A 25,433-nucleotide genomic window follows, 5' to 3' on the forward strand; every position below is an offset into this window, starting at 1 on the left:
ATGCGTATTCTTCTAACCAATGATGACGGTATCAATGCGCCGGGACTTATCGCGCTCGAGGCGATTGCTGCCGATCTGGCCGGACCGGGCGGTGAAGTCTGGGTCGTTGCGCCCGCTTTCGAGCAATCCGGCGTGGGGCATTGCATCAGCTACACGCACCCGATGATGGTTGCCAAGCTGGGAGAACGCCGTTTTGCTGCGGAAGGATCACCAGCTGATTGTGTCTTGGCCGGTTTACACGATGTGATGAAGGACGCGCCACCCGACCTGGTATTATCTGGTGTGAATCGTGGGAACAACTCGGCCGAGAATACGCTGTATTCTGGCACAGTCGGGGGCGCGATGGAGGCGGCCCTGCAGGGGGTTCCGGCTATTGCCCTGTCTCAATATTTCGGTCCGCGCAATTTGGGGCTGGATGATCCGTTCGAATCCGCGACCCGATTTGGTGCCGAACTGGTTCGTAAGATACTGGGCGCGACGCCGGCAGAACAAGGCGATTACCGTTTGTTTTACAACGTCAATTTCCCCCCAGTGCCTGCGGATGAAGTACTGGGCACCCGGATCGCCCCTCAGGGTTATCGGCGTGACACACATTTCTCGGTCGAGCCGCACAGCTCACCTTCGGGGCGGCGGTTTCTGTGGATCAAGGGCGGGTATCAACACAACCCGACTGCACCTGGGACGGATGCTGCCGTCAATCTGGCAGGCTATATCTCGGTCACACCAATGCGTGCGGATCTGACGGCGCATGACGCGTTGGAAGCGTTAAAGTCGATCGAATGAGCGGACTGGACCCTGAAACAACCATGCAGTTCCTGTTTGCCCTGCGTTCGCGCGGGGTGACGGATGCACGTGTGCTGGCAGCAATGGAGCAGATAGATCGCGGCAGATTTGTCAAAGGCCTGTTTGCAGAACGCGCCTATGAGGATACGCCGCTGCCGATTGCGTGCGGCCAGACGATCAGCCAACCGTCTGTCGTTGGGCTGATGACGCAGGCGCTGGAAGTACGTCCGCGTGATACCGTGCTCGAGATCGGGACCGGATCGGGCTATCAGGCCGCGATCCTGTCGAAACTGGCACGCCGGGTATACACGGTCGAGCGTCATAAGCGACTTGTGCGCGAAACCGGCCAGTTGTTCCGTGATTTGGGGCTGACAAATGTGACGGCAATGTTGTCGGATGGTTCGTTTGGTTTGCCCGAGCAAGCCCCGTTTGATCGTATCATCGTGACTGCAGCTGCCGAGGACCCTCCCGGGCCGCTCTTGGCGCAGCTCAAAATCGGCGGTATCATGGTCTTGCCGGTGGGGCAGTCGGATACGGTCCAGACGTTGATCAGGGTCCGACGCACCGAATCCGGTTTGGACTATGACGAATTGTTGCCTGTCCGTTTTGTGCCCTTGTTAGAAGGGCTTGGGAAGGATGGAGCTTAAAGGAATATTCTGCAAAATGCGCCGGAACCCCGATGAACAGGGGCAGGTGTCGAGGACAATAAAATGAGAGCAGTTTCCAAATCAGCAATGCGCCGCTGTGCGTTAGGAGTGGCTAGCCTTGCAATCCTGGCTGGGTGCGAAGGGCCGCTGGACTATGATCTTCGCGGACAGGTAGGCGGTTTTTCCACCGCCGAAGCAGCACAGTCGGCGACGACCAACCGACCCGCACCGGATGCCAGGGGTGTCATCACATATCCGACCTATCAAGTGGCGATTGCTCGCCGCGGTGACACTGTCAGAGACTTGGCCGCAAGGGTTGGTTTGCCTGAAGGAGAGCTGGCGCGTTTCAATGGTCTAATGCCTACAGATACCCTGCGCGAGGGCGAAGTTGTGGCACTGCCCCAGACGGTCGGTTCCGCAAGCTCTGTCGATATAGCGACGATAGCTGGTACGGCAATCGACGAGGTCCCCGCAAATGGCTCGGTCCGTACATCAACGCTTGAGCCCGCAAAACCTGCGGCGGCACCGGCACCAACCGGTCCCGAACCGATCCGCCACAAGGTGAAACGTGGTGAAACGGCATTTACAATTTCACGCCTCTATGACGTTCCCGTTGAGGCGCTGTCAGACTGGAATGGATTGGATTCCGATTTTACCGTCCGCGAAGGCCAGTTCCTTCTGATCCCGGTGAAAAGCCAATCCGCACCGCGCAAAGCTGCTGTGCCTGCAACGAATGTGACTCAGCCCGGTCAGGGGTCTCCGACACCGACGCCGCCCAGTGCTACGCAGCCCTTGCCTGACGAAACCATTTCCCCGGCCACTCCGGCACCTGATGTGACCGCCGAGGCACCAACAAACCAAAGCAATTCGGCGCTTGGGCTTCCTGTGAACGGTACGATTATCCGCACCTATCAAAAGGGAAAGAACGAGGGGATCGACATCGCAGCGGCTGCAGGATCGCCTGTAATGGCGGCAGAGGCGGGAACTGTTGCGGCGATCACTGCTGATGCAGATCAGGTTCCGATCATCGTTGTTAAACACAACAGTGATCTGCTGACCGTCTATGCCAATGTGGCAGATATCACGGTCAAGAAAGGGGATCGCGTGCGACGAGGGCAGAAGATTGCCTCGCTGCGGAGCGGGGACAACGCCTATGTCCATTTCGAAGTGCGCAAAGGCTTCGAATCCGTCGACCCAGAGCCCTATCTGAAATGATCTAGTGGCCCTTTGGCAGGGATAATCCCAACCCGATGACGGCAGGGTTAAGCGTATGCGTCGTAATCGCTCAGACGCTTTCCCGGCTCGTCAGCAAAAATCTCGGGCAGGGGCTGGACGGTTTCGATCAGGTCAATTCGGAAGACCCGGAAACCATCGCGGAGTTCACACCAGGAAGTCAGCGTCCAGACTCGTCCCCAATACTCCATATGCAATGGCCGAATGGTGCGCTCGGTCAGCACGCCGTCGATCCTGCGGTAACTCAGACGTAATTTTTGTCGTGATTTGATGGCGGCGCGGATCGGGGCCATATGCGCCAGCCCGCGTGCGGCATCGGCAAAGGGGTATACCGCAAATTTCCAGCTGTCAGCCTCGGAAATCACCTGTGTCGGCAGCACGGCGTCGATCTTTTCAGCCAAAGACTCGGCGGCGGTTTTCAAGTCGGGGTCGGCGGCCTCGGCCACGATTGCCATGCCAAGGTTCAGCGCTTCCAGTTCGGCCGGGGTCAGATTCAGCGGGGGCAGGGTGATCTGCTCACGCACCATATAGCCCACGCCGCGCTCACCTTCGACCGGAACGCCCGAGGCGGCCAGCGTATCCATGTCGCGATAGATCGTGCGGACCGACACCTCAAGCCGGTCCGCAATGTCCTGCGCGCGGTGCAGTTTACCGTCGCGCAGGATCTGGATGATATCGAACAGCCGGTCACTGCGGCGCATGACACGCCGCTCTGACCGGGGTTATGCGGTCATGTTCCATAGCACGTTCTCGTGGCGCATCTGCATGCCTTCGGGGTTGATCGCTGCGATCAGTGCGGGCGCAAAACCCTGCTGCGGGAACTGCGCAGCTGCGTCCTGTGCGGCCTTCATATCGGTCCAGATCACGTAGTCAGTCCAGCGCCCGTCTTCGCCTTGACTGAGTTGACGATGGGCAAACCCCGGAGCTGCGCGTACAAAGGCTTCGGACGCTTGGCTGAGTTTTACAAACTCTTCCGGGGTTGTCCCGTTGGCGAGGGTGAAGGTGACGATTTCTGCAACATGGGTCATGTGAATCTCCGTTGACCAGGTTTCGATACCGCCTACCTAGCCCCTATCAACTGACACAAACCTGTCAGTTGATCAATCCGAGGCCGTAAAAAACATCGGATCGGATCAAATTTGAACGCAGATTTGAACCAACTCACTTTTGCAGGCGGGCCAGCGGGCGTAGACACGGACCCAGATCACATTTCCGGCGTACGGCGCCGACGTTATAGGAGAAGAGAGATGCTCAACAATATTGGCCTTCCCGGCATTCTGCTGATCGCAGTTGTGGTTCTGGTGCTATTCGGCCGTGGCAAAATCAGCTCGTTGATGGGCGAAGTGGGCAAAGGCATTACGTCATTCAAGAAGGGCGTCAAAGAAGGCGCAGAGGAACTGGATCAGGACGCATCCGAGCTGGCCAAAGACGTCACGCCCGAGACCGACAAAGACAAGGTCTGATCCGGTATGTTTGATCTGGGCTGGACCGAGCTTCTGGTCATCGGCGTCGTTGCCCTGATCGTTGTGGGGCCAAAGGATCTGCCGGTTTTGTTCCGTAATGTCGGTCGTTTTGTCGGCAAGGCCCGTGGCATGGCGCGCGAATTCAGCAGTGCCATGAACGAGGCGGCGGATCAGGCCGGTGTGAATGACATCAAAAAAGGTCTCAACGCGGCCACCAACCCTGTAGGCAGCGCCATGGATGGTGTGAAAGAAGCCGCGCAGGACCTGGCCAAAAGTATCGACCCCACCAAGTTTGACCCCGATAGCGAGACCGGTAAGCTGGCCGCCGAACGGGCCGAACAGGCCAAGAAGATCCAGGCCTCGACCGCACGCGCTGCGGCCGAGCGGAAGGCGAAAGAAGCCGCCGACGCGCTGGCCAAGGCTGAAGAGGCCGAAGCCGCGCTGAAAAGCGAAGGCAAATCATGACCGACACAGACGAGATCGAAGACAGCTCGGCCCCATTGATCGAGCATCTGGCGGAACTGCGCACCCGGCTGATCCGCGCGGTCATTGCCTTTGTAATAGGCATTGTCCTGGCCTTTACGGTCGCGGAACCGATCCTGCAATTTCTGGTCCAACCAATCGAGGCAACGCTGCGCGATCTGGGCGATCCTTCTCCGACTTTGCAATATACCTCGCCACAGGAATATCTGTTTACGCTGTTCCGGATATCGATGGTGTTTGGTTTTGCGCTGGCCTTCCCGGTGATCTCCTATCAACTCTGGCGCTTTGTGGCGCCCGGTCTGTACAGGTCTGAGAAGGGCGCTTTCCTGCCATTCCTGGTCGCCTCGCCGTTCATGTTCCTGCTGGGGGCATCTTTTGCGCAGTTCGTAGTGACGCCGCTGGCCATGCAGTTCTTCCTGGGTTTTGCGGATGTCAGTTCGATTTTCGCCAATCTGTTGTCGGCGACAACCGGAGATGTTCCAGAAGAGATCGTGGTTGTGCCCGAAACCACCGAGGGCGTGAAGATCACGTTCTTCGGCAAGGTGAATGAATCGCTGGATATCACGCTGAAATTCATCCTGGCCTTTGGCCTGTGTTTCCAGCTGCCGGTTCTGCTGACCCTAATGGGCAAGGCCGGTCTGGTCAGCGCCGAAGGTTTGGGCAGTGTCCGCAAATACGCCATGGTGGGCATTCTGGTGCTGGCCGCCCTTGTGACACCGCCGGATGTGATCACTCAGATCATCCTGTTTGTCGTGGTCTATGGCCTCTATGAGGTGTCGATTTTCCTTGTCGCCCGAGTTGAGAGAAAGCGCGAGGCCGAGCTGCGCGCAGAAGGCTACTATGACGACGAAGAAGAGGCGGATGCCGATATCATCCACGAAGAAGACGGCAAATAAACGTCGATCATGCAATGAACAGGCGCGCCCATCCCGGCGCGCCTTTTTCATGCGCCGCTCTTGTCGCGCCGGGCGGAACATGGTTTGAGACCCTCCAAACACGACCGGAGGCCCCAATGGATACACAAGCCCTGAACCGTATCGCCGACGCGCTGGATCGCATGGCCCCGGCGCCTCTGGCCGCGCCCGATTTTGCGGCAGCTCCGGCTTTTGTCTGGCATGTCGAACCCGATCGCCTAGAACCGGTTAAGCAGGTCAATCGGGTCGATTTGGATCTCTTGGTGGGTATCAACCGGTCTCGCGATACACTTTTGGACAATACACGCCGCTTTGCCGCAGGATTTAAGGCCAACAATGCGCTGCTCTGGGGCGCGCGCGGTATGGGCAAATCCAGCCTTGTCAAAGCGGTCCACGGCACCCTGCAGAACGAACATCCCGATCTGAAACTGGTTGAGCTTCAGCGCGAGGATATGGGCTCGGTCGCGCGTCTGCTGAACCATCTACGTGCAGCGCCGCATCGGTTCATCCTGTACTGTGATGACCTGTCCTTCAGCCACGATGATCAGCACTACAAATCGCTCAAGGCAGTGCTGGACGGTGGCATCGAAGGTCGCCCGGAAAATGTGGTGTTCTACGCCACCTCAAACCGCCGCCACCTGATGCCGCGGGATATGATCGAAAATGAACGTTCCAGCGCCATCAACCCGTCTGAGGCCGTAGAAGAGAAGGTCTCACTGTCGGACCGGTTCGGGCTATGGCTGGGTTTCCATCCTTGCGATCAGGACGAATACCTTGCCATGATCGACCGCTATTGTGCTGCTTACGGCGTCTCGGTCGACGCAGACACCCTGCGCGCCGAAGCGATCGAATGGCAGGCCACACGTGGCGCGCGCTCGGGACGTGTGGCATGGCAATTCTTCGTCGATCTGGCCGGAAGAAACGGTGTTCACATCGCGTAATCCGCCGGCTTCATCTGGCTAAAAATACCTCCGCCGGAGGCATGGCCCAATGGGCCATTCCTATAACAGAGCCAGAATGCGCGCCGCTTCATCTGCGGTGCTGGTCAATGCCTCCCTATCCTCACCGGGATGAAACCGGGCACGCACGGCAGTAGGCATGGCAGCCGGTTCCACGATGCTCACACGCGGCCCGGTGCGCTCAGTTTCCAGCGCCCAGCTACGGGCCAGAGCCATCTGCACCGCCTTGGTGGCACCGTAGATGCCATAGAATTTCTCGCCCGCCTTCGGATCATCGAAAAACACCGCATGGCCGGCCTCACCCAGCAAAGGCGCAACATAGGGGATCAGGACCGACGTGGCGGTTGCGTTGGTGTTAATGGCTTTGGTCCATTCCTTGGGGTCAATGAAATGGGTCGGCGTCAGGGCCGAAGTGTGAACCGCAGTATGCAGCCACAGGTCCACCTTGCCCCAGCGATCATGGATGCCACGACACAGAGTGGCCATCGCATTCGGGTCGGCAATGTCCATAGGGGCCAGGGTGGCTGAACCGCCCTTTGCTTTGATGCGGTCGTCCAGTTCTTCCAACCCGCCGGTGGTGCGGGCGACAGCGACGATGTGGTACTCTGGTGCCAGCGCCTCGGCCAGGGCAGCGCCCAGCCCGCGTGAGGCCCCGGTGATGAGGGCGATTTTAATCTGATCGGTCATGACTGCGGTTTGAACCCAAGCGCGCAGCGCGTCAAGACAGGATTAGCTGCCCGGGATCGCTATGCGCGTCGTCTGACCGCTTTGTCGCAGCATGATGCCCTCGGCATCAATGGCCACAATAGTACCTGAAGACACACGGCTGCCCAGCTTGACCTCTTTGACCCGGCCAGAAGACATCCGCATCAGCGCGCGCATATCGGCTTTTGGCCCAAACACCCCAAGCAGAGTGACAGAGTTCTTGCTAAGCGCGCCCTGTTGCGTGGCCGCGATTGTAACGGTTTTGTTTGACATAGAGTGCGGTTGCGGCACGCGGCCCCAACCCCTTTTGATGAGTGGTTGGAGGCGGACTATCAAACGCAACAAGGGAACAAAAGGTCCGGTGAATTGTCCGTTCCGTCACTTTCAAAAGGCAGTCGGTGAACCCATTGCGATTGCATTTCCTTCGCCAAAAAGTTGTGCGCGGAAACTAAGCGAATTTACACCGATGCAGGTCAGAAACCGCCAGGCTTGAGCCGGGCAGAGAGCTACCGATTCGCCGGGAACTTATCCCGAAGCCAGCTTGGCCGCGTTCCAGGATCCGCCGGGCACCTGCATGTCTTCACGTTTCTTACTAACGCGTGAACTGCTCTCGAGCGTATCCAGATAGTCTTTGCTGACGCTTCCGGTGATGTATTTTCCGTCAAAACACGAACAGTCGAACGCTTCGATTTCTGGATTTCCTTCCTTGGCGGCCCAGATCAGATCGTCCAGATGCTGATAGATCAGGGCGTCTGCACCCAGCTCTTGCCGGATTTCTTCGACCTCTTTGCCATGGGCAATGAGCTCATGTTTGGTGGGCATGTCGATGCCATAGACATTGGGGTATTTCACCGGCGGTGAGGCGCTGGCAATGTAGACCTTCTTGGCTCCAGCCTCGCGGCACATTTGCACAATCTTCTTGATCGTGTTCCCGCGGACGATGGAATCGTCGATCAACAGAACATTGTGGCCGTCAAACTCCAGCGGAACCGCATTCAGTTTGCGGCGCACGGATTTCTGACGTTCGGCCTGACCGGGCATGATGAACGTTCGTCCGACATAGCGGTTCTTTACCAGTCCTTCGCGATAGGGGATGCCGGTGATCTTGGCTGCCTCAAGCGCGACCGGGCGGGCGCTGTCTGGGACCGGGATGATCCGATCAATCTCAAGCCCTGATTCCTGGATCTGTTTGGCCAGAGTCTGCCCCATACGCATCTGCGTTTTATAGACAGAGACGCCGTCCAACAGAGAATCCGGACGCGCGAGATAGACATATTCAAAGATACAGGGTGTCAGCTTTCCTTCAACCGCCTGGAATTCGTGCATGTTGCCGTCCAGGTCGATCAGGATCGCTTCGCCAGGGCGCAGGTCGCGCATCTTGTTGAAGCCGTTGATGCCAAAGGCCACATCTTCCGAGGCAAACGCAAAGTCGTCGCCACCGCTTTCGGTTTCGCGGATGGCCACCGAGAGCGGGCGAATTCCGTGCGGGTCGCGGAAGGCCAGCATTCCGACACCTGCAATCAGGCAGATCACCGAATAGGCGCCCTGTACCCGTTCCATCGTCATCTTCACACCGGCAAAGATATTCCGAATGGGCTCGGCGTTGCCATTGACCTTGATTGCGTCAGCGACCTTGTCCGCCAGAACGTTCAGCAGAATTTCCGAATCTGACGTTGTGCGCAGGTGGCGGCTGTATTTTCCAGTGACCTTCTCACGCTGTGCGGCAGTGTTGGTGATATTGCCGTTATGAACCAGGTAGATGCCATACGGGGCATTCACGAAGAACGGCTGCGCCTCGGCCGCACTGAGCGACCCGGCAGTCGGATAGCGCACATGGCCAATGCCGACCTTTCCAAGCAGGGTATCGGCGTCCTGAGCGTTAAACACGTCCTTGACCAGCCCGTTGGCTTTCTTTTCGCGGAAGAACTCTCCGGTATAAGTGACGATACCCGATGCATCCTGACCCCGGTGCTGCAGCATCAGAAGCCCGTCATAGATTTCCGCAAACACATCATGTGTTCTGCTTGCGATCCCCAAAATCCCACACATGTACGGGCTCCAAATTACTATGACGATTTAAGTTGTGGCGGTGTTCGGAACATCAGCATGGCGGTGTCTTTGCCTGATACTTCCCATAGATCTTGGGATGCAGACGCGCCCTGGTCGCAAGCGGCAGGCGCGAAAGAAAACAGATACAGCAAGATCGGCAGCTCCGATTCCATGTCAGTTCGGACTTCACATAAAGCCTTACGGAGGCTGTGTCATCAAAGGATCACATTTGCGATTTGACGCAGGTGGAATTTGCCACAATGGCCGAACAAAAGGTGACAGGTTTCGCAGCTTGTGCTGTCATAGAGGAAACAATCCGAAACAATAGTTTCTTCAAGCCAAGCGGATTTCAGACATGTGGCAAAACAATCAAGGTCAGAAAAAGCAAGAACCGGTAAAACGCCGGTGCCACCGATGCCGTGGAATGGGGCGCGCACCCTGTCAGATTTGCGGAGGCGCAGGTGAAGTGATCAAAAGTCGGGACATTTTTGGCAAGCCCGTCATGTCCCGTTGCGAAGGGTGCTTTGGGCTGAAAAACATCAGATGCACTGTTTGCGCCGGAGAAGGGTTTGTCTAAGCCGAATTGAAAAAGCCCGGCTTTGACCGGGCTTTTGCTTTATTCCGCTGCAGGTGCTTCAGGGGCGGCAGGTGCGTCGGATGGATCGGCGCTTTCACCACAGCTGGCTACCAGTTCTTCATATTGGGATGTTACCCACCCCAGCGCGGCTTCGGGGTTTTGCTCTTCGATTTTGTCGCTGAATTGTTCGAACACTTTGGCTGACCGGCTTTCGTCGACGATGGTGTAGGATTGGCCCGTCATGACTGTGTCATAGACGAAGAAGGCAATCGCCACCAAAAGGATGCCGCGCGCGATTCCAAAGAAAAACCCAAGTGCCTGATCCAAGCCGCCCAGTGCAGACCGTTGCACAAGAGATGAGAACAGTGGGGTGAATATACTAACCACGATCAGGGCAATGGCAAACACGCCAGCGAACCCGGTGATAACCGACAATTCACAACTGTCGCGCAGGAAATCTCCGACAACGGGGATTTCTTTGACCAGTGGAACGGCCTGTGGTGCGAAAATGAATGCCAAAACTGCCGCTGCAACCCATCCCGCGATCGCGAGAATTTCCCGCAACAGGCCACGGGAATAGGCCAGCAGACCCGATATAACGATGATCAGGGCAACTACCCCGTCAATTATTGTAAAACCTTCCATGGCCCTCGCCCGTAATTTTTTCTGCCCCTCAAGGCGTTACCTTAACCTGCTCCGAAGGTTTCGCCAACAAACCCTACCAAATCAGAGGGCCGGGTGAGTGTCAGACCTGCCACAGTACCGGTTTTCCCGCCTGCCGGAGCTATGGCGGATGTGAAACCAAGTTTTTGGGCTTCTTTCAACCTGTTTTCTGTCTGAGGGGCCGGTCTAAGTGCCCCGGACAACGAGATTTCTCCGAAAACGACGGTGTCCGTTGGCAGGGCTGTGTCCTCGCGCGCGCTGAGTAGCGCGGCAGCAACGGCAAGGTCCGCGGCTGGCTCGGTGATTTTAAGCCCGCCTGCGACGTTGAGATAGACGTCAAGCCCGGCAAAGGGGATGCCGCAACGGGCTTCGAGCACGGCAAGGATCATTGCCAGCCGTCCGCTATCCCATCCGACGACGGTTCGGCGAGGCTGAGAGTGGGGGGATGGGGCAACCAGCGCCTGAAGCTCAACCAGAACCGGCCGTGTCCCTTCGATACCTGCAAAAACGGCCGATCCAGGGCTGGGCTTGCCGCGTTCAGATAGAAACAGGGCCGACGGGTTTGTGACTTGTGCCAGACCCTTGCCTGTCATCTCGAACACGCCAATCTCATCGGCTGGACCAAACCGGTTCTTGACCGCACGCAGAATGCGGAACTGATGCCCGCGTTCGCCTTCGAAATAAAGAACGGTATCAACCATGTGTTCAACCACGCGGGGGCCAGCGATCTGACCATCTTTAGTGACATGGCCAACCATGATGATTGAAACTCCGTGTCGTTTCGCAAACGTGGTCAATTCATGTGCTGCGGCGCGGACTTGTGACACTGAACCCGGTGCGCTGTCGACGTTGTCGGCCCACATGGTTTGAATTGAGTCGATGATTGCCAGACCGGGTTTCTCGGCTTCCAGCGTGGTGAGGATGTTACGCAGGTTGGTTTCGGCGGCCAGTTGCACGGGCGCATCTTCAAGCCCTAACCGGCGCGCGCGCATCCTAACCTGCGCGCTGGCTTCCTCGCCCGAGACGTAAATGGTTTTCACACCTGCACGCGAGAACCGGGCCGCGGCCTGCAGCAAAAGGGTGGATTTGCCGATGCCCGGATCCCCACCTACCAGCAAGGCCGAGGCGGGGACGAGTCCGCCTCCCAGCACGCGATCCAGCTCCTCGACCCCGCAGAGCGTGCGGGGAGGGGGAGTTTCCTCGGTCGACAGGTCCGTGAGTGTGATAGACTGGCCGCGCTTACCACCGAGGGATTTTTTGGCCGGGCCAGCCGAAAGGGGTACGTCTTGCGTGATGGAATTCCATTCACCGCAGCCGTCACAGCGCCCGGACCACCGTGAATGAGTGGCACCGCAGGCCGAGCATGAAAAAGTTGTCTTTGCCATGGCGCCCTTGGTGCCCGAGGAATGGCGGTTCTTCAAGCCCTCGTGGGCCTTCATCTCCACCGGTAGCGCGCCATATCCTCAGGCCCATTTGGGCCATCGTCCATGGCGGGCGCTGTCGCGCCTATTCGGCGGCGCGAGGTGGCGACATAGCTATGACGCTCGACGGCTTCGATGCACCGTCCTTGGGCTGCTGCAGTTGCGCTGACAGTTCCGGCAACAGTTCGAAAAGTTCGTCGCGCAGACGGGTTAGCTGAGAACGAGCGATGGATTCCTCGATTTCAACATCATGGGTCCACTGGCGCAGCTCGTGCTGAATGGTTTGTGCCTCTTCCAGCCGTTGCTGAAACAGTTCGATCTCTTCCTGGCGTTGCTGCAGGAATGTGCGGGCACGGGCGATGCGGGTATCCCCGTAAGTTTCGGCCAATTCTTGGCTGATCTGGCTCATTTGCGCGGCCAACTCCAGAATCTCTGGTTCGAGCGATTGTAGGTTGGGATGTTGGCGCAGGAAGGCCATCCGCTCTTTGACCGCATCAAATTCGGACGACAGGATAAATGCCCCGCTGCGGTCCTGCGCATGGGCCAGCTGATAGGCATGGGCGATGTCGTGCATGTTCAGCGCAAATTTACGGTGCGCGTTTTCCAGGGCCATCATCCGGGCATTCGCAGGAAGGTAGAAGGCCAGCATCAGGATCAGAGCGGTCAGGCCAATCTGAACATAGATCCCGGCGTCTATGATGGTACCGCTCGCCAGTCCGGCTTGCATGGAAAGCCATGGCAGTACGCCCAGGGCGGATAGCATAGTGGTTGCGACGGCCAGAAAAGCCGCGGAACAAATCAGAAAAAATGTCAGTCGTAAAAATGCGTTTTGAAACTGAAATGTTAACGTGTGGAGTGCGGTCATGTTCGACGATCTCCTTCTCAAACCGATACATATCGGGCCGAAGCGGACAAAGGTTGAACATAATTTTTGATCCGCTACGGACCGATCACTACAAGAAACTGGCTGCTCGAAATATTAAGATGATACTCAGATAAGTGTTTTCAATCAATTAGGTCTGATGATTTCGTGATCTGGATGTCATCTCGGTAATAATACCCAAGCCAATTGAGGCCAGAATACAGGCCGTAAACAGGTAAAGCCCCCAGGCGGTTTCGATGGTCGCGTAAGAGATGCCCTTGGCCAGAGTGATATAGAGCGCGATCAGGAAAATGTCGGCCATCGCCAGCTTGCCGAGGATGTTCAGCGCAGGTTGAACGCGCGCATCCAGCAGGTCCCATTGGATCAGGGCGGTGCCGATGGTTTTCAGATAGGGGGCAAAAAGGGCGAAGACGGTGACGATCAGCGCGAGGAAGATATCGGACTTCCAAAGGGACTGGAGCCCGGTGATGACGCTGATTTCGCTGAGGCCGAAGATGGGCAGAAACCCCGCGCGCATCAGCGGAGCGAACCACGCGATGGGGTAGAGGATCAGCAGAGAGAGGGTGACGAGGCGGAGGGTCATTATAGATACTCTTCGGAACTTTTCGATGAGGTGAATATTTAACCTCAGTCTGTATTGTGCCTATACCGATATCCGAAACGCTATTGATACACATCACTTTGTTTACGAAAAAAATTTATATGGCTGAACCTGTTATAAAAATTGTCGAAGGCCCGTCCCCAACCCAGAAGGGGGTCAGCGAGGCTATAACTGTTGGCCTCGCGGGGGTTCTTTCAGCGGGAAGTGTCGCTGCAGACATTATGCCATTTGATCGCGAACAGTTGTTTGGCGTAATGCATTTTCGCCTCCAGGAAGCGCTGCAGGCGCAACGCAGGGCGCGTTGGTTCGGTGGAAAAATTTACAATCGATTTTCAGGGCAAGACCCCAATTACGTTCTGTTTTCGGGAACTCATCTGGGTCAAACATTGGCGCTTGCCCGGATTCAGACGCCAGATTTTGTGGTCCCGCGTGGGAAATACTTGCTGCGGCTAGATTATGTAAAAGAAGCCTACGAGAACTTGAAACAAGAAAGGAAAGGTGCGCCTGTCTAACGCACCGCCTCTATCGGCCCCTCAGCACTACCGCTGATGAACTGTTCCACATAGGGATCACCCGAGGCGTCCATCTGCCCGACGGGGCCGGTCCATTGGATCACGCCTCCGTGCAGCATGGCGACGTTGTCGGCAATCGCGCGGACCGAGCTCATGTCGTGGGTGATGGTCATCGCGGTGGCGCCCATTTCGGTAACGATCTCGCGGATCAGGTCGTTGATGACACCGGACATGATGGGATCAAGGCCGGTGGTGGGCTCATCGAAGAAAATGATCTCGGGCTCGGCGGCGATGGCGCGGGCCAAGCCTACGCGTTTTTGCATACCGCCCGACAGTTCGGCCGGGAAACGATCGGCCACATCCGCTTTCAGACCCACGCGGCGCAGTTTCTCGATGGCGATCTCGCGCGCCTCGTCCACGGGACGTTTGAGCGAACCGCGCAGCAGGCGGAAGGCGACGTTTTGCCAGACGGGCAGCGAGTCGAACAGCGCTCCGCCCTGAAACAGCATTCCGAACCGGGCCAGAAAGGCATCGCGGTCGCCTTTGGTGGCGTCTTTACCGTCTACATAGACCGTGCCGCTATCAGGTTTGATCAGGCCAAGAACGCATTTCAGCGCCACCGATTTGCCGGTGCCCGACCCGCCGATGATGACCATCGAGGTGCCCTTCGGGATCTCGATATTGACGCCTTTGAGGACCTGATTGGACCCAAAGGCTTTATGTACATTCTCCATCCGGATCATATCGAGAAGAACACCCCTGTCAGAACGAAGTTTGCAGCCAGAATCATGATTGCGGCGGCTTCGACCGAGGATTTGGTCGCAGCGCCAACGCCCTGCGCGCCCCGGCCCGAATTCATGCCATAGTAACAGCCCATGGTCGCCGTGATCAGGCCAAATGCCGCGCCCTTGGTAAGCGAGGAGACGATGTCATGAAATTCGAGGAAATTCATGGTGTTTTGCAGGTAGGCCGCGGCGTTGAAGCCCAGGCTTTGGGTCGCCACGATATATCCGCCTGCAATGCCGATCACATCGCCAACAGCAACAAGAATCGGCACGGTAATAACGGCGGCCAGCACCCGTGGAGCGGTGAGGTACTTCATCGGGTGGGTGGACAAAGTTACCAGCGCGTCGATCTGCTCGGTCACTTTCATGGTCGCAATTTCCGCAGCGATGGACGATGTGACCCGCGCTGCAATCATCAGGCCACCCAGAACAGGCCCAAGCTCGCGCACCATGCCAATCGCTACGATTTGTGGCACCACAGCTTCGGCATTGAAACGCGCACCACCTGCATAGATCTGAAGCGCCAATGCACCGCCGGTAAATATCGCCGTCAGGCCGACCACCGGCAGGGACATCCAGCCGATATTCATCAGAGCGACCGCAAATTCGCGCGGATAATAGGGGGGGCGGAAAATATGTGAAATCGCGTCTACAAAGAACAGAGCGACCTTGCCGAAATTTGCAAGCAAAGACAGGGCTGTACGTCCCAACCCGCCCAGCATTGAAAGAGGGTTCATTCGATATAGCCCCGAGAGTAGCGCGCGCCTAGAGATGTCAGAATTTCATACCCGATGGTGCCGGCGGCCTCGGCCAGATCATCCACTGTCTGGTGGCCGTTGAGAATACGCAGGCGTTCCGGATCCTCGGGCAGATCCGTTACGTCGATGGTGATCAGATCCATTGAGATCCGGCCAACGACAGGGCAGGGCCTGTCCGCCACAAAGGCATCAATGCCGCCTCCGATAGCGCGGTGAAGCCCGTCCGCATACCCGGCCGCAACCGTGGCGATACGGGATTTGCGCCGCGCGACCCAGCTATTGCCGTACCCCACACTTTCGCCGGGCTCGACCTCGCGCACCTGAATGACCGGAAGGTCGACGGTGACGACGGGTTTCGCATCGGCAAAGGGTTGTCCGCCATACATCCCGATACCGGGACGGCAAAGGTCGAAGTGATAATCGCTGCCCAGAAGGATACCGCCGGTGGCCGCAAGCGATCTGGGGGCCGCACTTCCATCAGTCAATTCGTGGAACACCCGCAGTTGGTGGCGATTCATCGGGTTGTCAGGTTCATCCGCACAGGCGAGATGCGACATCACCAGCGAGGGGTTAAGTGGCTCAATCTCGGTGCGCAACGCGGCCCAGTCCGCAGGCTCAATCCCCAAGCGATTCATGCCGGTATCCAACTGGATTCCAAAGGCGTGTTCAGGCAAGGCTTGACGATGGCGGCGGAACTGTTCGGACGAATTCAGCAATGGCGTCAAATTGTGTTGGAGCAGTAGGTCGCTGTCGCCTTCCATATGCCCGGAAAAAACACTTATCGTTGCGTCGGGCCCGACAGCCTCGCGCACGGCGGCGCCTTCTTCGGCGGCCGCGACAAAGAAATTTCTGACACCTTCTTCAGCAAGTGCGGCAGAGACAGGACCAGCGCCCAGGCCATAGGCGTCGGCCTTGACCACGGCACCCGTTTCACAGGACGTCTTTGCATCAAGCGCCTGCCAGTTGCTGGCCAGCGTATAAAGATTGATCGTTAAGCGTGCAGTACTCATGCGTCTGTTCATGACATTGGATCGCGTCAGGTCAAGGGGGGTCGCAGCGATAATTGACCTGTACGTTGCGCATAACGGCACCTTGAGGCCGGGAAGCGGGTTGAAACAGCGTAAATCTGCGTATTGATCATCTGAGGGCAACAAATCACTATTGTGCGCACATCGTGGTCAACCATGATCGGGTCAAGGTGATCGTTCACTAATGCCCAAGGGGGCCTGTTGGGATGAAAACATGATTGAACTCTCGTTTGGGTACAAAAACCAGAGCAGTAGGTTGCCTGATTTCTTTTATGATGTGTTCTCTGCTTCAGAGGGGGCCGAGGAAGGACGGGCCATACAATCTTTGATCAGGGAATTGCTAAAAACCGAGCCCGATCAGGATCTGCAGGGATGTGTTGCGACTGATGGGGGCGATCTTCTGGGATGTATCATGTTCTCGCGCCTGACCTTTGATCAGGATCCGCGACGGGTGTTTCTGATGTCGCCCGTGGCCGTGCGGACGGATCGGCAACAGGGTGGGGTCGGGCAGAAGCTGATCACCTTTGGTCTGGACCAACTGCGGGCCCAAGGCGTCGATTTTGCAATAACCTACGGAGATCCGTCATATTACGGCAAAACCGGTTTCCTGCCCATTTCTGAGGCATTCGCGCAGCCGCCAATGCCGCTTAGCCAGCCGATCGGATGGCTAGGGCAATCTCTGTCTGGTTCACAGGCTGATCCGATAGTGGGGCCGTCACGCTGTGTCAGCGCGTTTGACCGACCCGACCTTTGGTGACGGTCAGTAGCCTTCGATCTGACCGTCCTGCTGCCAGGGTTTGACGAGGTTCCCGAAGCGGGTGAACTGTGCTTCGAAGGACAGCTCGACCGTACCGATGGGGCCGTGGCGCTGTTTGCCAACGATAACTTCTGCCTTGGCGTGCAGGCGTTCCATGGCCTGCTTCCACTCTTCCATCTTCTCCAACTCATGATCGCCGGGCTTTTCCCGTTCTTTGTAGTATTCCTCGCGGAACACGAACATCACCACGTCGGCATCCTGTTCGATCGAGCCCGATTCCCGCAGGTCTGACAGTTGTGGGCGCTTGTCGTCGCGGTTTTCAACCTGACGCGACAGCTGAGACAGCGCGATCACGGGGATGTTCAGTTCCTTGGCGATAGCTTTCATGCCCATCGAGATCTCGGCAATCTCGTTGACGCGGTTTTCGGCCATGCCGCGGCACAGCTGCAGATAGTCGATCACCAGCAGGTCCAGACCGTGGGTCCGTTTCAACCGCCGCGCACGGGCGGCAAGCTGCGAGATCGGCAGGGCCGGGGTGTCGTCAATGAACAGCGGGCAGGCTTCCAACTCCTTGGCTGCATCAACAAAGCGGCGAAACTCACCCTCGGTCATGTCACCCTGGCGGATCTTGTGGCTCGAGATTTCCGAGGCTTCGGCCAGAACCCGGCCCGCCAACTGCTCGGCACTCATTTCCAATGAGAAGAACCCGACAACGCCGCCGTCAATCGCGCCTTCGGTGCCGTCGGGTTTCAGCCCGCGCTTGTACGCTTTGGCCACGTTGAACGCCACGTTTGTCGCCAATGAGGTTTTCCCCATCGACGGACGCCCGGCCAGAATGATCAGGTCGGACGGGTGCAAGCCACCCAACTGTTTATCCAAATCGGTCAGACCGGTGGAAATCCCGGCCATTCCACCACCGCGCTGATAGGCCTCGTTGGTGACGTTGACAGCCTCGGTGACCGCCTTGAGGAAGGATTGAAACCCCTGTTCTGTCTGGCCTTGTTCAGACAGCTGATACAACTGCTGTTCAGCCTCAACGATCTGTTCTTTGGGCTCGCTCGCCACATCGACCCGCGCCGCCTTGTCCGAGATATCGCGGCCAAGTCGGATCAACTCGCGCCGGATGGCAAGATCATAGATCATCTGGGCATAGTCATGCACCGCAAAGGCGCTGATCGAGGCCCCGGCCAGCTTGACCAGATAGGCCGGACCGCCCAGTTCCTTCAGGCCTTCATCCTCGGCCATGAAAGATTTCAGCGTGACGGGCGAGGCCAGCGCGTTCTTGGCGATACGGGTCGCGGCGACCTCGTAAATACGCGCGTGGACCGGGTCATAGAAATGCTCGGCCCCGATGATCGAGGCGACCCTGTCATACAGGTCGTTATTGGTCAGGATCGCACCCAGAAGCTGTTGTTCAGCCTCAATAGAATGCGGCATGGTATCGGCGTTTTGGATCTGTGCCGCTGCCTGCTCGATGCTGCTTATCTCGTTCATTTTGTCCCCGCTGCCCGTCCCGAGGTTCTATACGCGAAACGCCTCTGCAAGCTATCTGGAAATACCTGTGGCTAACTGGGGGTAAGGCCTAGGGATAACTTTCCAGACAGTTTGGACGATGTGGTGTGCTTGGCCTATTATGTAGGAAAGCGGGGAAAAGTCACCAGATATCGTATATGCTCAGCCGATTCTTTGGCGCTTATCCCCAATCCATCCACAACAGGTTTAGGAAGGTTTGTTGGTCTCTTGCCAGCCGCGCGGGTCGTTCAGGAAGGCTTCGACACCGTCAAGTGTTTCCGTATCAAAGGCTTTCTGCGCTTTGGCCTCGGCCAGAACATCCCACCAGGTGCACAGCGAATGCAGTTTCACCCCATGATCACCCAGAGTTTTCTCGGTTTCTGGGAAGATCCCATAATAGAAAATCACCGCGGTATGCCCGCAGGTCGCGCCGGTTTCGCGGATCGCATCGACGAAGGACAGCTTGGATCCGCCATCGGTGGTCAAATCCTCGACCAGCAACACGCGTTCTCCCTCGCTCATCGCGCCTTCGATCCGCGCATTTCGTCCATAGCCTTTGGGCTTTTTACGCACATATGTCATCGGCAGGGCCATGCGTTCAGCGACCATCGCGGCAAAGGGAATGCCCGCAGTTTCGCCGCCAGCGATATTGTCGAACGCTTCAAAGCCCGCATCCCGCATCACTGTAACGGTCAGGAAATCCATCAGAGTAGACCGGATGCGCGGGTACGAGATCAGCTTTCGGCAGTCGATATAGGTCGGGCTGGGCAGTCCGCTGGCCAATGTGAATGGCTCGCGCGAATTGAAGTGAACAGCCTTGATTTCCAGTAGCATCCGCGCGGTCAGACGGGCGATTTCGGTGCTGTCGGGAAAGGAACTGGGGATCATGGCGGGACCTCTGAGCTGAAAACCTTCGGGGCTGATAGCCTGCTGCTGCCGTCAGAGTCGAGAGGGCAGGCAAAAGAAAAGCGGGCCCGAATGGGGCCCGCTGTATGCTTTCACAATGACTTGGTGATTAGCTTGACATGTCGTAGGCACGTTCGCCATGCACCGACAAGTCAAGGCCATTGGTCTCAGTCTCGGCATCCACACGCAGCGGCGTGACGGCTGAGACAAGCTTGATCAACACAAAGGTCACCACAGCGGTAAAGACGCCCACGATTGCCAGCCCGCCAAGCTGCGCGGTCCAGGTTCCCAGACCGAACAAGGCGATCATGATCGTGCCAAAGATGCCGCCAACGCCATGCACCGCAAACACGTCCAGCGTGTCGTCGATTTTCAAAATGTTGCGCATGACATAGACCGCTTCCTGACACAGGATACCTGCGACGCCGCCGATGATCAGCGCCTGAACCGGGCCGACGAAACCCGATGCTGGGGTAATCGAAGCGAGACCGGCGATGGTTCCGGTCACAAGACCCACCATCGAGGCTTTGCCAAAGCGAATTTTCTCCCACAAGGCCCAGGTCAGGGATGCAGTGGCCGCCGAAAGATGCGTCACGGTCATCGCCATCGCCGCACCACCATCTGCCGCCAGTTGCGAGCCGCCGTTGAACCCAAACCATCCGACCCACAGCATTGCGGCGCCGATCATGACATAGCCCGGATTATGCGGAGGCGTCGTGCGATTGCGGCGCGGGCCGAGTACAACGGCAATGATCAATGCGGCCAGACCTGCCGTTTCATGCACCACGATGCCACCGGCGAAATCTCGCACACCAATCTCGCCAAAAATGCCGCCATCGCTCAGCATTCCGCCGCCCCATATCCAATGGACCACGGGCGCATAACACAGCAGCATCCACAGGGCAGAGAAGGTCAGAACAAAGCCAAAGCCAACCCGCTCGACATAGGCGCCGACGATCAGGGCGGGGGTGATAATGGCAAAGGTCATCTGGAAGGCAAAGAACAGAATTTCGGGCAGGGTGCCGGCCAGGCTGTCGGCATCAACACCATTTAGAAAGGCCTTGCCCAACCCACCCCAAATCCCGCTTTCACCGGGGCCGAAGGCGATGGAATATCCTGCGACCAGCCAGAGAATGCTCATCAAGCAGGCGATGCTAAAGCAGTGCATGAACACGCTCAGCACGTTGCGGGCGCGTACAAGGCCGCCATAGAAGAGGGCCAGGCCCGGAAGTGTCATGAACAGGACCAGTGCGGTTGCTACTATGATCCAGGCGGTATCGGCTCCATTCATCAGCCACTCTCCTTTTCAGAATGCGTGGCGGGGCTTGAAGCGGATTGCGACTGGGGAAAAAAGAGGCAGAGCCCAAAAGAGCAGCCTATTTCAGGGGCCTTTTTTGAAGAGTTGATTAATTGGGCGTCAAATTGTCGAGCATGCCCGATTATTGGGCAGTGCTGAAAAGCGCCTTTGACAGCAGTGCCAGCGCGTGATCCCGCGCAGCGCGGCGCACCCGATCGCGGCCCAATGCGCCGAATTCGACGGTTTCTGTCATGGGTGGGATGCCGTCACCGGCCACACCAAAACATACCCGGCCTTCGGGTTTAAACTCGGATCCGCCCGGGCCTGCAATGCCGGTAACCGACACTGCCAGTTGCGCCTGTGAATTCCGCAAGGCACCCTCGGCCATTTCGCGCGCGACCTGTTCAGAAACCGCGCCATGGGCATCCAATGATTCCTTGCGGACACCCAACATTTGCTGTTTGGCAGTATTTGTGTAGGTCACAAAACCGCGCTCAACGACCGCAGAGCTGCCGGGGATGTCGGTCAGAGCCGCAGCGACCATCCCGCCAGTGCAGCTTTCGGCGGTGGTGATCATCACTCCTTTCGCTTTGGCGCTCTCTAGCAGGTCGGAAACGGTCACAACCCCAGAACTCCGTGGCTGAACCCGGCGGCCAACACGATGCCTATGGCAGCGAATACCCCGGCAATCACATCGTCCAGCATAACGCCCATCGGATCACCGCGCCGGTCGGCCCAACCCACAGGGCCAGGTTTCAGGATGTCGAACAGGCGGAACAGTACAAACCCAGTTACCCAGCCTGGCCACAGCGCCGTAATGTCGATCCCGTGCGCCCAACTGGGATAGGATATCGCCCAAAGCGCCAGGAACTGACCGGCAACTTCGTCGATCACGATCTCGGACGGGTCGTGGTCTTCCTGCCCGGCGGTCATCACCCGCGTGGCCCACAGACCGCCGAAAAACACTGCGACTGTCGCGACCGCCAGTAAGGGGAAACCGCCCAGAGTATGCAGAACCCATACCAAGGGCAGGGCAACCAAAGACCCCCAGGTGCCGGGGGCGGGTCGCAGATATCCGACGCCACAAACAGTGCCAATCAGTTGTGCAACGGTCATGATTTCACCAAACAAGCTGTTGCAATAGAAGCAATTCCTTCACCACGCCCGGTAAAGCCCAAACGCTCGGAGGTTGTGGCCTTGACCGAAATCTGATCCTGGCGCAATTCCATGATCTTCGCCATCTCTGCCCGCATGGCCGCGGCGTGAGGCCCGACCTTGGGGTATTCGCAGACCAGCGTGCAGTCGACATTCGAGATACGATATCCCATCTGCCCGGCCAACTCGACCGCGTGGCGCAGGAATATTTCGCTTGCCGCGCCTTTCCATTGGGGATCTGAGGGCGGAAAGTGCTGTCCGATATCCCCTTGTGCCAATGCTCCGTAAATCGCATCGGTGACTGCGTGCATACCGACATCCGCATCAGAATGCCCCTGAAGCGATCGGTTATGCGGAACTTTGATACCGCACAGGATTACGTGATCCCCGTCACCAAAACGATGCACGTCGTAGCCGTTCCCCAGCCTTACATCCATATCCGTTCCCAATATGCGTTCCGCCCTGGCAAAATCCTCGGGTCGGGTGATTTTCAGGTTGTCCGTATCGCCCGGCACGATGCAGACGTCCAGCCCGGCGGCGCGCGCGACTTCCACGTCATCCGCGGAACCTCCGGGATGCGCGGTGTGAGCAGCGACGATTGCGTCATAGTGAAAGCCTTGCGGGGTTTGCGCTGCATGCAACCCGGATCGATCCTGAGTGCCTGTGACCATAGTGTCGCTTGCTGTCCACAAGGCGTCCGTCACCGCAAGGCCAGGTGCTGCACCGGGGAAATTGTCCAGAGCGGCCAGAACGGCATCAATGATCTCGGTGCTGACACAAGGACGTGCGACATCGTGGATCAAGACGCGGGTCACATTCATCCCGTTCAACGCCGACAACCCGCTGCGCACTGATCCTGCTCTGTCTGACCCGCCTTCCGCGAGGATCAGATCGGCGCTTTTAAATTCTTCCCAGGCGGGGGCATCCTCTTTCGAAAGCACAAGGACGATGTGATCGACTTGCCCGCGGAATCGGTCGATGGTCCAGTCGGCCACCCGACGACCTGCCAGATGGCGCCACTGTTTTGGCGTGCCGCCTCCGGCGCGTTGACCGCGTCCTGCGGCGACAATGATAGCTGCAGTCGTCATGTGTCGTGCTCTCCGACAAGTTAAGGGCAATGTTTAGGGTGCGGTGAAAGCAGAGGCAATCACTCGGTTTCATCTGCTTAAAAAATAGGCAAACGATGATTTTGCATGCTTGTTCATGGCGGTTTTGTTGTTCATATGCACTCAATTCGATATCAAAGCTGCAACTGCTCAAGGATTAAGCACGTTGACTCTGCGACTTGCCGACAAAGATTTGAACCCGCCCGTACTACTGGCGCCCATGGCCGGAATCACTGATCGTCCGTTTCGCGATCTGGTGACGCGCTTTGGTGCCGGTATGGTGGTCAGCGAAATGGTGGCTAGCCAGGAAATGGTGCAGGCCAAACCCGGTGTGCGCGAACGGGCCGAGCTGTCTGCGGATGTGGAAAACACTGCTGTCCAGCTTGCCGGACGCGAGGCGTATTGGATGGCCGAGGCGGCCCGCCAGGTCGCTGATCGGGGTGCGCGCGTGATTGATATCAATATGGGCTGCCCGGCTAAGAAGGTGACAAATGGATATTCGGGCTCGGCCCTACTGAAGACGCCTGACCACGCGCTGACATTGATCGACGCCGTTGTCAGCGCCGTGGACGTGCCCGTGACGCTGAAAACCCGGCTGGGATGGGATGACAAATTGCTGAACGCGCCCGATGTGGCAAGGCGGGCGCAGGATGCGGGAATACAAATGGTAACGATCCACGGTCGCACACGTTGCCAGTTCTACAAAGGGCATGCCAATTGGAGCGCAATCCGGGCGGTCAAAGAAGCGGTCTCGATTCCGGTGATTGCGAATGGTGACATTGTTGATTCTGGCGCTGCACGCATAGCGCTGGATCAGTCCGCCGCCGATGGGGTTATGGTTGGGCGCGGGGCGCAGGGTAAACCGTGGCTTCTGGCGCAGATGGGGCATGAGCTATACGGGGCAGAGGCGCCAATCATTCCCACTGGTAGTGATCTGACCGACATGGTTCGTGCCCATTATCAGGCCATGCTGGGGTTTTATGGTTTGGATCTGGGCCTGCGCGTCGCTCGCAAGCATCTCGGCTGGTATATGGATGAGGCTGGAACACCGGCCCCGTTGCGCCGGGCGGTGCTGACATCGCGCAACACGGATGAGGTGATGCACCTGCTGAGTGTTGCACTTGGCAGTGATGCAGAGGTGGCGGCATGACCTCGGATCACAGCATCTGGACCTCGCTACCCGTTCCTGCCTTTGTCATAGATGCAGGTGACCGGATCGCAGACATAAACTCCGCCGGTGAAGGGTTCCTGAACGCCTCGCGCAAATCCGTTATCGGGCATCCCGTCTGGGATCAGATTGCCGTGGACGCTCCCTTAGAAGAAGCGTTTCTGAGAGCGCGTCAGCAAGGTACGCCACTATTTGTGAACGATGTGGATGTGGGATCAGGCAGTCGCGCGCCGTTGCAATGTGCGCTTCAGATCGCGCCGCTTGTCGGACATCCGGGGTCAATGATCATGATCATCACGCCGCGTGAACTTGCTGGGCGTATGACCCGTGGAAACACGGTGAAATCCGCTGCGCAATCGGCGATCGGCATGGCCGAGATGCTTGCGCATGAAATTAAGAACCCTCTGGCAGGAATTACCGGCGCGGCGCAGCTTCTCAGCATGAATATCTCGCAGCAAGACATTGAATTAACAGATCTTATTGTCGAAGAGAGTCGCCGTATCGTAAAACTGTTGGAGCAGGTTGAACAATTCGGAAATCTCTCTGAGCCCGATTTCAAACCGGTCAACATACATGACGTGCTGGATCGGGCACGGCGGTCGGCCCTGTTGGGTTTCGGTGCCCATATGACGATCATCGAGGATTACGACCCGTCGTTGCCACTTGCTTATGGCGACCCGGATCAGTTTCTGCAGGTCATCTTGAATTTGTTAAAGAATGCCTCGGAAGCCGCTGACCCTAAAGGGGGAACTATACGTTTAAGGACGTATTTTGAACATTCTTTCCGCCTGCGACGCAGCGACGGGTCAGGTCATTCTCTGCCACTGCAAATCGAAGTGACCGATGACGGCCCCGGTCTGCCGGAGAAGATTCGGGGCGAGATATTCGACCCGTTTGTGTCGGGCAAGGAAAACGGCACCGGCCTGGGGCTGGCGCTGGTCAGCAAGATCATTTCGGACCACGACGGCTGGATTTCGGCTGAGTCGGTTCCGGGACGAACGGAATTTCGCATCTCTCTGAGGCGCGCGCCGCGTGACGCGAAATAGTGAATGAATCGCCGGAAAGAGC

29 protein-coding genes are annotated in these 25,433 nt (G+C 57.5%); 11 read left to right on the plus strand and 18 right to left on the minus strand.

The window, feature by feature from the left end; genetic code table 11:
- From surE to AC2FJW_RS07260, 3 genes are all read left to right on the plus strand, one after another.
- A complete protein-coding gene (gene surE / locus AC2FJW_RS07250; protein ID WP_496688290.1) occupies positions 1–783 on the plus strand; it encodes a 5'/3'-nucleotidase SurE in 783 nt (260 codons plus the stop codon).
- Positions 780–1,430 (plus strand): protein-L-isoaspartate(D-aspartate) O-methyltransferase, encoded by a 651-nt coding sequence (locus AC2FJW_RS07255; RefSeq protein ID WP_142633458.1) that lies wholly within the window; start codon positions 780–782, stop codon positions 1,428–1,430. The genes surE and AC2FJW_RS07255 overlap by 4 nt, the downstream gene beginning before the upstream one ends.
- A gap of 63 nt (positions 1,431–1,493) precedes the next feature.
- Entirely contained in the window at positions 1,494–2,645 is a 1,152-nt protein-coding gene (locus tag AC2FJW_RS07260) for a peptidoglycan DD-metalloendopeptidase family protein (protein ID WP_496712948.1), read from the plus strand.
- A gap of 47 nt (positions 2,646–2,692) precedes the next feature.
- On the opposite strand, the gene AC2FJW_RS07265 is transcribed toward AC2FJW_RS07260, so the two are convergent.
- Positions 2,693–3,364 carry a helix-turn-helix transcriptional regulator gene (locus AC2FJW_RS07265; RefSeq protein ID WP_496749650.1) on the minus strand — a complete coding sequence of 224 codons (672 nt, stop codon included), beginning with the start codon at positions 3,362–3,364 and terminating at the stop codon, positions 2,693–2,695.
- A gap of 21 nt (positions 3,365–3,385) precedes the next feature.
- Entirely contained in the window at positions 3,386–3,691 is a 306-nt protein-coding gene (locus AC2FJW_RS07270; protein WP_142633465.1) for a hypothetical protein, read from the minus strand.
- A 219-nt stretch (positions 3,692–3,910) separates the two neighbouring features.
- Here AC2FJW_RS07270 and AC2FJW_RS07275 point away from each other — a divergent pair, with 219 nt between their 5' ends.
- The 4 genes from AC2FJW_RS07275 (at position 3,911) to AC2FJW_RS07290 (ending at position 6,464) form a co-directional block, all read left to right on the plus strand.
- Entirely contained in the window at positions 3,911–4,126 is a 216-nt protein-coding gene (locus tag AC2FJW_RS07275; protein WP_142633467.1) for a twin-arginine translocase TatA/TatE family subunit, read from the plus strand.
- A 6-nt stretch (positions 4,127–4,132) separates the two neighbouring features.
- On the plus strand, positions 4,133–4,591 hold the full coding sequence (gene tatB / locus AC2FJW_RS07280; protein ID WP_496749652.1) for a Sec-independent protein translocase protein TatB: 459 nt from the start codon (positions 4,133–4,135) through the stop codon (positions 4,589–4,591).
- Complete coding sequence (tatC, locus tag AC2FJW_RS07285) at positions 4,588–5,505, plus strand: twin-arginine translocase subunit TatC (RefSeq protein WP_142633471.1); 918 nt, start codon at positions 4,588–4,590, stop codon at positions 5,503–5,505. The genes tatB and tatC overlap by 4 nt, the downstream gene beginning before the upstream one ends.
- A 116-nt stretch (positions 5,506–5,621) precedes the next feature.
- Positions 5,622–6,464, plus strand: coding sequence for an ATP-binding protein (locus AC2FJW_RS07290; protein ID WP_496731754.1), 843 nt, complete (start codon positions 5,622–5,624; stop codon positions 6,462–6,464).
- Between the two features lie 60 nt (positions 6,465–6,524).
- On the opposite strand, the gene AC2FJW_RS07295 is transcribed toward AC2FJW_RS07290, so the two are convergent.
- From AC2FJW_RS07295 to AC2FJW_RS07325, 7 genes are all read right to left on the minus strand, one after another.
- The gene (locus AC2FJW_RS07295) at positions 6,525–7,169 is read right to left on the minus strand and encodes an SDR family NAD(P)-dependent oxidoreductase (RefSeq protein WP_496749654.1); all 645 of its coding nucleotides are present in this window, start codon (positions 7,167–7,169) and stop codon (positions 6,525–6,527) included.
- Positions 7,170–7,211: 42 nt separating this feature from the next.
- The gene (locus tag AC2FJW_RS07300; RefSeq protein WP_496691143.1) at positions 7,212–7,460 is read right to left on the minus strand and encodes a hypothetical protein; all 249 of its coding nucleotides are present in this window, start codon (positions 7,458–7,460) and stop codon (positions 7,212–7,214) included.
- Positions 7,461–7,712: 252 nt separating this feature from the next.
- Complete coding sequence (gene purF, locus AC2FJW_RS07305) at positions 7,713–9,236, minus strand: amidophosphoribosyltransferase (RefSeq protein ID WP_281994533.1); 1,524 nt, start codon at positions 9,234–9,236, stop codon at positions 7,713–7,715.
- A 616-nt stretch (positions 9,237–9,852) separates the two neighbouring features.
- A complete protein-coding gene (locus tag AC2FJW_RS07310) occupies positions 9,853–10,458 on the minus strand; it encodes a CvpA family protein (protein WP_142633482.1) in 606 nt (201 codons plus the stop codon).
- A gap of 41 nt (positions 10,459–10,499) precedes the next feature.
- Complete coding sequence (radA, locus tag AC2FJW_RS07315) at positions 10,500–11,861, minus strand: DNA repair protein RadA (protein ID WP_142633484.1); 1,362 nt, start codon at positions 11,859–11,861, stop codon at positions 10,500–10,502.
- Between the two features lie 121 nt (positions 11,862–11,982).
- The gene (locus AC2FJW_RS07320) at positions 11,983–12,762 is read right to left on the minus strand and encodes a DNA repair protein (RefSeq protein WP_496749656.1); all 780 of its coding nucleotides are present in this window, start codon (positions 12,760–12,762) and stop codon (positions 11,983–11,985) included.
- 148 nt (positions 12,763–12,910) lie between these two features.
- Positions 12,911–13,363 (minus strand): paraquat-inducible protein A, encoded by a 453-nt coding sequence (locus tag AC2FJW_RS07325; RefSeq protein ID WP_142633488.1) that lies wholly within the window; start codon positions 13,361–13,363, stop codon positions 12,911–12,913.
- A 119-nt stretch (positions 13,364–13,482) separates the two neighbouring features.
- Here AC2FJW_RS07325 and AC2FJW_RS07330 point away from each other — a divergent pair, with 119 nt between their 5' ends.
- Positions 13,483–13,893 (plus strand): hypothetical protein, encoded by a 411-nt coding sequence (locus tag AC2FJW_RS07330; RefSeq protein ID WP_281994537.1) that lies wholly within the window; start codon positions 13,483–13,485, stop codon positions 13,891–13,893.
- Here AC2FJW_RS07330 and AC2FJW_RS07335 read toward each other — a convergent pair.
- Genes AC2FJW_RS07335 through alr form a run of 3 tightly spaced genes read right to left on the minus strand, consistent with a single transcriptional unit; the run spans position 13,890 to position 16,446 of the window.
- On the minus strand, positions 13,890–14,636 hold the full coding sequence (locus AC2FJW_RS07335; protein WP_282021912.1) for an ABC transporter ATP-binding protein: 747 nt from the start codon (positions 14,634–14,636) through the stop codon (positions 13,890–13,892). The two genes, AC2FJW_RS07330 and AC2FJW_RS07335, sit on opposite strands and share 4 nt — an antisense overlap.
- Positions 14,633–15,415, minus strand: a complete 783-nt coding sequence (locus AC2FJW_RS07340) for an MlaE family ABC transporter permease (RefSeq protein ID WP_142633494.1) — start codon at positions 15,413–15,415, stop codon at positions 14,633–14,635. The genes AC2FJW_RS07335 and AC2FJW_RS07340 overlap by 4 nt, the downstream gene beginning before the upstream one ends.
- Positions 15,412–16,446, minus strand: coding sequence for an alanine racemase (gene alr / locus AC2FJW_RS07345; RefSeq protein ID WP_496701162.1), 1,035 nt, complete (start codon positions 16,444–16,446; stop codon positions 15,412–15,414). Before alr ends, AC2FJW_RS07340 begins: the two co-directional genes overlap by 4 nt.
- 232 nt (positions 16,447–16,678) lie before the next feature.
- Here alr and AC2FJW_RS07350 point away from each other — a divergent pair, with 232 nt between their 5' ends.
- A complete protein-coding gene (locus tag AC2FJW_RS07350; protein ID WP_496749658.1) occupies positions 16,679–17,221 on the plus strand; it encodes a GNAT family N-acetyltransferase in 543 nt (180 codons plus the stop codon).
- Positions 17,222–17,224: 3 nt separating this feature from the next.
- Here AC2FJW_RS07350 and AC2FJW_RS07355 read toward each other — a convergent pair whose 3' ends face one another.
- The 6 genes from AC2FJW_RS07355 to AC2FJW_RS07380 all read right to left on the minus strand — a co-directional run bounded on the left by AC2FJW_RS07355 (position 17,225) and on the right by AC2FJW_RS07380 (position 23,179).
- On the minus strand, positions 17,225–18,715 hold the full coding sequence (locus AC2FJW_RS07355) for a replicative DNA helicase (RefSeq protein WP_142633499.1): 1,491 nt from the start codon (positions 18,713–18,715) through the stop codon (positions 17,225–17,227).
- Between the two features lie 225 nt (positions 18,716–18,940).
- Positions 18,941–19,621, minus strand: coding sequence for an orotate phosphoribosyltransferase (locus tag AC2FJW_RS07360; protein ID WP_496695630.1), 681 nt, complete (start codon positions 19,619–19,621; stop codon positions 18,941–18,943).
- 127 nt (positions 19,622–19,748) lie between these two features.
- A complete protein-coding gene (locus tag AC2FJW_RS07365) occupies positions 19,749–20,930 on the minus strand; it encodes an ammonium transporter (RefSeq protein WP_496693457.1) in 1,182 nt (393 codons plus the stop codon).
- Between the two features lie 148 nt (positions 20,931–21,078).
- Complete coding sequence (locus tag AC2FJW_RS07370; protein ID WP_282021914.1) at positions 21,079–21,558, minus strand: CinA family protein; 480 nt, start codon at positions 21,556–21,558, stop codon at positions 21,079–21,081.
- Positions 21,555–22,052, minus strand: a complete 498-nt coding sequence (locus tag AC2FJW_RS07375) for a phosphatidylglycerophosphatase A family protein (RefSeq protein ID WP_496700462.1) — start codon at positions 22,050–22,052, stop codon at positions 21,555–21,557. Before AC2FJW_RS07375 ends, AC2FJW_RS07370 begins: the two co-directional genes overlap by 4 nt.
- Positions 22,049–23,179, minus strand: coding sequence for a bifunctional 2-C-methyl-D-erythritol 4-phosphate cytidylyltransferase/2-C-methyl-D-erythritol 2,4-cyclodiphosphate synthase (locus tag AC2FJW_RS07380; protein WP_496695624.1), 1,131 nt, complete (start codon positions 23,177–23,179; stop codon positions 22,049–22,051). The genes AC2FJW_RS07375 and AC2FJW_RS07380 overlap by 4 nt, the downstream gene beginning before the upstream one ends.
- 184 nt (positions 23,180–23,363) lie before the next feature.
- Between AC2FJW_RS07380 and dusB the strand changes: the two genes are divergently transcribed.
- The gene (gene dusB, locus AC2FJW_RS07385; RefSeq protein ID WP_496749660.1) at positions 23,364–24,347 is read left to right on the plus strand and encodes a tRNA dihydrouridine synthase DusB; all 984 of its coding nucleotides are present in this window, start codon (positions 23,364–23,366) and stop codon (positions 24,345–24,347) included.
- The gene (locus tag AC2FJW_RS07390; RefSeq protein WP_496749662.1) at positions 24,344–25,411 is read left to right on the plus strand and encodes a two-component system sensor histidine kinase NtrB; all 1,068 of its coding nucleotides are present in this window, start codon (positions 24,344–24,346) and stop codon (positions 25,409–25,411) included. The genes dusB and AC2FJW_RS07390 overlap by 4 nt, the downstream gene beginning before the upstream one ends.
- The last annotated feature ends 22 nt before the right edge of the window (positions 25,412–25,433 follow it).

This window comes from Ruegeria sp. CDSA020 (assembly GCF_059612345.1).